The sequence below is a fragment of the Cytophagia bacterium CHB2 genome (genome assembly GCA_030263535.1).
GTDB lineage: Bacteria > Zhuqueibacterota > Zhuqueibacteria > Zhuqueibacterales > Zhuqueibacteraceae > Coneutiohabitans.
Map to the genome: position 1 here is coordinate 1 of SZPB01000372.1, position 6,591 is coordinate 6,591.

Genomic DNA, 6,591 nt, shown 5'->3' on the forward strand with positions numbered 1-6,591 from the left:
TACGAATAGAGCAGCCGTCATCCGAAAACGCCACAGCGCCGGCATCGACCAACTCCGCAATCTCGGTAGGCTCTTTGCCGTTGCGGCCTTTGCTCGCAGCAGCAATCGGGTGAACATCGACAATCGTCTGCTCGCCTTGCCGGATGATGGCTTTAACAATTTCCGCCTTGTCGGTTGCAGGAGAAGTGTTGGGCATGGGACAAACGCCGGTGAAGCCGCCGGCCAGAGCTGCCGCACAACCGGTGATCACCGTCTCCTCGTCTTCGCGCCCGGGCTCGCGGAAATGCACATGCATGTCGAACCAGCCGGGTGTGAGCACAAGTCCGGAAGCGTTGATCATCTCAAAATTGTAGGGCGCTTGAATTTGAGGCGCCACTTGCTTGATCACACCGTTCTCAACCAATACGTCGAGGGTTTGTTCGAGGCCCAAGCCGGGATCGACAACATGCGCGTTGCGAAACAGCAGATTGGGAGCAGGGGTGGTGATGATTTCTCGAGGCATATTTTATCTCACAAAAAGGGAAACGCTTCGTCTGCAGAAAAAAAAATCTACAAAAAAATCTCGACCGGATAATTTTTTAGCCACGGATGAACACGGATTTTCACCGATTTTTGTGTTTCAAAATTGCTCTTTCATTGAGCCTTGAAATTATGCCACCACTTCGTGGTTTCATGAAGAAAAAACGCCAAATGACTATAATCATGACATCCCTTCGGGATTTTCCAAACCGCGAATCCCGAAGGGATGTCATGGTTATAGAAAGATAGCCAAAAAGAACAGGGGATAACCCTGCAAGGGTGGCATATTTACTGCACCAACTTTGGGGAATTGCACCCGCTCATTGCATATTCTTGAAAATTATCCGGCAGCAAATTTTGCAATTTCAGACCCGACACTTTTCTTTAGCCACGGATGAACACGGATCCTAACCGATTTTTTGTGTTTTAAATTGCCCTTTCATTGAGTACGAAATTATGTCACCACTTCGTGGTTTCATGAAGAAAAAACGCCAAATGACTATAATCATGACATCCCTTCGGGATTTTCCAAACCGCGAATCCCGAAGGGATGTCATGATTATAGAAAGATAGCCAAAAAGAACAGGGGATAACCCTGCAAGGGTGGCATATCTACTGCACCAACTTTGGGGAATTGTACCAAAAAATCTCTGAATCCGTGCAAACCAGTGGCTAAAAAATTTTCTTGAAAAAACTTGCGCCTCAATCACCGCCGTTCGCCACTTCCAAATCGCCGCCGCTTTTGAGATAAAGCACGGCCATGCGCACGGCCACGCCGTTGGTCACTTGATCGAGAATGACGGAGAATTCACTGTCTGCCAGATCACTCTCCAACTCCACGCCGCGATTTATCGGCCCGGGGTGCAGGATGGTCACCTCCTTCTTCGCCGCCTCCAGCCGCTTGCGCGTGATGCCGAAGTAGTTGGTGTACTCGCGCAGCGAGGGCAGCAAACCGCTGGCCTGGCGCTCCAATTGCAAACGCAGCACATTGAGCGCATCCGCCCAGCGAATGGCGTCATCGACTTTGGTGAAAACTTCGACGTCATTGCCAAAGGCTTCCCGCGGTTCGCGCGGCAACAAGGTCGCCGGACCGCAAATTGCGACTTTCGCGCCCATGGTGCGCAAGCCGTGAATGTTGCTGCGCGCCACCCGGCTGTGCGCCACATCGCCGACAATCGCGACTTTCAAGCCCTCGAGCTTGCCGAATTTATCCTGCAATGTCATCAGGTCGAGCAGCGCCTGCGTCGGATGTTCGTGCCGGCCATCACCGGCATTAATCACGCCGGCCCCGATCATCGTTGCCAAAAAATGCGGCGCGCCCGAAGCATGATGGCGCACCACCACCATATCGATCTTCATGGCTTCGAGATTGCGCACGGTGTCGAGCAACGTTTCGCCTTTTGTAACGGACGAACCGGAGGCGCTGAAGCTGACCGAGTCGGCGGATAATCTTTTTTCGGCTAATTCAAATGAAATGCGAGTACGGGTGGAATTTTCGAAGAAGAGATTGACAATGGTTTTACCGCGCAGGGTGGGAACTTTGGGAATGGGACGATTGAGAACTTCTTTAAAAAATTGCGCTGTTCGGAGAATCAGTGAAATTTCCTCGCGCCGAACGCCCGCCAGCCCTAACAAATGCTTGGAAACGATCATAGCATCCTCACCTCTAAAAGGCTTCCTGATCGCGCCCGAGGTGAGCTACGCGCCAAGCTGTTCGGATCAGGTCTGCGCCTGTGATTATTGCGATACTTCAACCAAAAGTACACCATCAACTCCATCCACATTGGCTAATTGTACGCGAACTTCCTCTCCTGTCGTGGTAACAACTTCCTTGCCGACGAAATCGGGCCGAATCGGCAACTCGCGATGGCCGCGATCGATCATCACCGCCAAACGGATTTTCGCGGGCCGGCCAAAATCCATCAACGCATCCATGGCCGCGCGAATCGTGCGGCCGGTATAAATCACATCATCCACGAGAATGACGATTTTGCCTTCCAGATCAAACGGAATATCCGTGGCCTGAATGCGTGATTGCTTTGTGCGGCTCAACAGCGCGTCCTGCCGGTAAGCCAAATCGTCGCGGTATAGCGTGACATCCAGCGAGCCGAGCGGCAGCTTGCGGCCCTCGATGCTTTCGATGCGTTCGATCAAGCGTTGCGCGAGCTGCACGCCGCGTGTGCGAATGCCAACCACAACCAAGTTTTCGATGCCGCGATTCGATTCGAGGATCTCGTGAGCGAGGCGCGACAGCGTGCGGTTCAGGCCCGCCGCATCCATAATTTCCCCGCGAATCTTTATTGTCGGCGCAGAGGCTGGCATAAGCAATAATCTTGTTGATCCATGAGAGCCGATTCAAATAGGCATAAAAAAAGCCTTTCCATTCAACTCAGGCGTTGTCAACGTTTGAGAGAATCGATAAAGGCTTAATTGCGATTTCATCGTGGCTGATGATACAACATTTTTGTGCGCGAGTCAAGGAGATTTTCCTTGAAAGCGCTTCATTCCTGCAAGGATGGTGTTATTTTATCATCTTCGACATCGCAAATGTGGTACTGTACAAACGTTGAATACTTTTAAGCATGGCATAAAACCTTATAAATACTGGCGAATCTTCATCTTGTTAAAACACGCCCGGCGCGGCGCGAGTCAATCTACGATAAAGACTGAAATACAACACGCAACAAAACGTTTCACTCGCGAGATTGCTGATCGCCAGGGCGAGTGCACCGCGGCTGGGAATCAGTAGATAATTCAATATCACATTCAACAACAACGTCGCGGCCAGAATGCCCACATTCCACGCAGATTTGTCGGATTGGAAGAAAACGTAAACCAGCGTCGAATACAACGCCAGCGGTATGATCGACCACACCTGCACGCGCAGGACGGTGGTCGCGGCGGGAAAATCATAAGTCGTTGCGATGAGCCAATCTGCCAACAGGAAAATGATCACCGCGAGACTCAAACTGAACGCGAGTTGCGCCCATAGTGTCTTCGCTGCCAGCTTGTGCAGTTGTGCCGAGTTTTTCTGCATACCTGCAATCGCCGGAAAGAACGAAGCAACGATGACGGAGGGTGCAACGCGCAGCACTTTCACAAAGCTGCTTGCCGCACTGAACACGCCGACTTCCGCGTTGTCGCGCAGCGCCGCCAGCAACATCACATCAACGCGGGAATGCAGAATGCCGAGCAGGCCCATGACGAAAAACGGCAGCGCCGTTGCAACCGAAGCGCGCGCGAGCGCCCGGTCAAACGCCGGTCCGGAAGAGAAGAACCTGAAGTTTTCCTCGCGGCGATACAGCAGCCATAGCAAAACCGTCTTGAGGGTTTCGAGCAAAACCAGCAGGCCGATGATCGTTGGCAAGGCATAACCCGCGCGCAGCAGCACCCAGCTTGCGAACACCAGCAACGCGCCATGCCCCACATTCGCCCACATGAGAAATGCCATTTTCTGCCGGCTGCGAAACGCGGCCTCAAACGTCGCGCCGAGGCCGCGCGGCAACAGCATCAAGCCGAAAACGAAAAATAGGCTGCGCTCCTCCGCTTTCTGGAAATAGAAAAAAGAGAAGAGCAGCAGCCCCGCTGTTGCTGCCACGCTCAGCAGCATTTTCAACAGCAACGTGTTTTTTAAAATGCGGTTGCCGGCAGCCGGCGCGCGGCCCATCTCCTGCACCAAAGAGGTTGATTGTCCGAGATCAACGGCATATGAAAACGGCATGAGCGTGGCCGTGAACAGGGCATAAAGCCCGAGCGCTTCCTGGCCCAGCGTTCTGGCCAACAGCACGGAGAACACGAACAGCGCGCCCAGCGTGCCGAGATTCATGACGAGGAGATAAAACGAGTTTTTGAAGAGTTTGGGGAGAGGATTAGACAAGAGGCTTCAGCTTTTTCTTCTTAACAATGAGACTTTTCTCATTGCCATTCGTCAGGTTCTACCGTTACCATATTGCGACCACGTGTGGCGTTTTCAATGGCATGCAGCAAACGCTCGCGATTTTCCGGAGATCGCAGCAGATAGGCTGTTTCATCGTCTTCTCGTTGCGGCGCTTCCGATATCGCAATCTCAATTTCCTTATCTTTAAACAAGGCCTTCAATGATTTGAGAAAGCGATTGTCCAAATCATTTGCGTTGATTCGATAAACCGTGTACATATAAAATCTCTGCTATTTAAAATTTCGTGCACGCTCACGCGCGGCCGCGCACCTTGGCAAACCACCAGCGCAGGCCCACGAACAAAAAACGCCAGTCGCGCAAAAACTCCGGCGGTTTGCCTTCGAAGGCATGTCCGATGAACTGAAAAATCCAGCCGATGACAAACAACGCCAGCGCCGGCAGCCAGAGATTCGCAACGAACGGCGCAGCCAGGAACAGCAGCACGGAAATCGCAATTAGGGGAATACCGATGGTGTGACACGCGCGATTGACGGGATTTTGGTGGCTCTGCGCATACTGGCCGATCCATTCGTCCCAGGTTTTGCCAGCGAACATGGCTTGCTCTCCCTCTTGAGTTTTGTTCGTTCTCGCTCAACAAAAATTCGTTTTTGCTGCTTCAGATCGAAAATTTGTTGATCTTGGCAACATGTTTCCACCCCGCAGCCGGGCGTGCTCCCCCGGTAAATGAAGCGCCTCCCCGCCAGCAAAAAAATCCTGCACCACGCTTGTCGGCTTTAGGTGCCGTCAAAACTAATAGATTGTTTGAAAATAGCAAGAGACAAAACAGGCGAGTGGTCTGTTACCTTAATTCGTGGAAGTGGTTTCGCGACATGTCATTTATCGGAAGAAATGTTTTGTCTGCATTTGGCTCTTTAAAATTGAATCGTTGCAAAAAAGCAGAGATTTTTCCAACTGATTGAAAAACCCAACTGCTGAAGCCTCCCGCATCCGTTGGTTCTTCTAGCCGCTGAATATTTTCTTTTTCGTTGCGGACGTCCGGGTTGGGAGGATTTTGGGAAGGAAATGCACTTCGTGCTTTGGGGTACTCTCAGCAAGGGGCAAGGCGCAAATGGCAAAAAAATGTTCCGGACTTGCGTCATTGCTATTGCTTGACAGATTCCAGCTTCTTCCTTGCCTGAACTTTGTTTACCAACAGCCCGATGATTTCATCGAGCAGTGCGTAGCGATGCGGCAAAACTGCCGAGGACAAAAACCGCCGGCTGCGATAATACCACCCTCGGCTTTCGCGCGCTGAACCGAGGGCGACTCGCAAAAAATAATCATACTCCTTCCCAAAGCCGCGGCCATAGCCTTCTTCAATGTTGGCGCTGATCGATCCGACGCTGCGATTGAGCTGGTCGGCATTCCCGCGACCGCGAACGTCCGGTAGCATTTTTTCGCAGTCTTCCCACATCAAATCGTAAAGCAATAAGGCTTTTTGATAAGCGGTGAATTCCCACAGCCGATCGTTCTTGATACTGTCCGGAACATTGGCGAGCCATTCTTCGTGAGTCATAATTCCCTCCAGGCATGGGGCAGGAAGCAAGGGGCAAGTTGCAAGGGGCAAGGCGCAAATGGCAAATAATTCACGCCTCAGAGATCGGCGGGACATTCTGTGCTGGGGCTTTTTTGCCACTTGCCCTGTGCCACTTGCTCCGTTTAAATGCACTCGGTGCAAGGGGCAAGTTGCATGGGGCAAGGCACAAATGGCAAACAGTTCAAGCGTCAGAGACCGGCGAGACATCAGGTGTCGGGGCTTTGCTTTTTTGCCCCCTGCCGTTTGCCCCTTGCTCAGTTTCAATGCACTCTCACAGGTGTCGGGGCTTTGCTTTTTTGCCCCCTGCCGTTTGCCCCTTGCTCAGTTTCAATGCACTCTCAGCAAGTTGCAAGTTGCAAAAAACAAAAGACGCGATCGACGGAAACCGGTGATTTGATGATGTTGTTTTTGCTTTTTTGCCCCCCTGCCTTTTGCCCCCTGCTCCGTTTCAATGCACTCGGCGCAAGGGGCAAGTTGCATGGGGCAAGGCGCAAATGGCAACAGTTCAAGCGTCAGAGACCGGCGAGACATCAGGTGTCGGGGCTTTGCTTTTTTGCCCCCTGCCGTTTGCCCCTTGCTCAGTTTCAATGCACTCTCA

7 protein-coding genes are annotated in these 6,591 nt (G+C 52.0%); all 7 read right to left on the reverse strand.

All coding sequences use genetic code 11. The features are described 5' to 3' along the window. On the reverse strand, nt 1-502 hold a 502-nt coding region (locus FBQ85_25075; protein ID MDL1878405.1), incomplete at its 3' end, for a dihydroorotase. A 719-nt stretch (nt 503-1,221) separates the two neighbouring features. After that, nucleotides 1,222-2,172, reverse strand: coding sequence for an aspartate carbamoyltransferase catalytic subunit (locus tag FBQ85_25080; GenBank protein MDL1878406.1), 951 nt, complete (start codon nt 2,170-2,172; stop codon nt 1,222-1,224). 84 nt (nt 2,173-2,256) lie between these two features. Beyond that, the gene (gene pyrR, locus FBQ85_25085; GenBank protein ID MDL1878407.1) at nt 2,257-2,841 is read right to left on the reverse strand and encodes a bifunctional pyr operon transcriptional regulator/uracil phosphoribosyltransferase PyrR; all 585 of its coding nucleotides are present in this window, start codon (nt 2,839-2,841) and stop codon (nt 2,257-2,259) included. Between the two features lie 301 nt (nt 2,842-3,142). Beyond that, nucleotides 3,143-4,396, reverse strand: a complete 1,254-nt coding sequence (locus FBQ85_25090) for a flippase (GenBank protein MDL1878408.1) — start codon at nt 4,394-4,396, stop codon at nt 3,143-3,145. 38 nt (nt 4,397-4,434) lie between these two features. Further along, nucleotides 4,435-4,674, reverse strand: a complete 240-nt coding sequence (locus FBQ85_25095; GenBank protein ID MDL1878409.1) for a hypothetical protein — start codon at nt 4,672-4,674, stop codon at nt 4,435-4,437. A gap of 34 nt (nt 4,675-4,708) precedes the next feature. Further along, nucleotides 4,709-5,011: a DUF962 domain-containing protein gene (locus FBQ85_25100; GenBank protein MDL1878410.1), complete on the reverse strand. Its 303-nt coding sequence runs from the start codon at nt 5,009-5,011 to the stop codon at nt 4,709-4,711. Nucleotides 5,012-5,558: 547 nt separating this feature from the next. After that, a complete protein-coding gene (locus FBQ85_25105; protein MDL1878411.1) occupies nt 5,559-6,257 on the reverse strand; it encodes a four helix bundle protein in 699 nt (232 codons plus the stop codon). Nucleotides 6,258-6,591 lie beyond the last annotated feature (334 nt).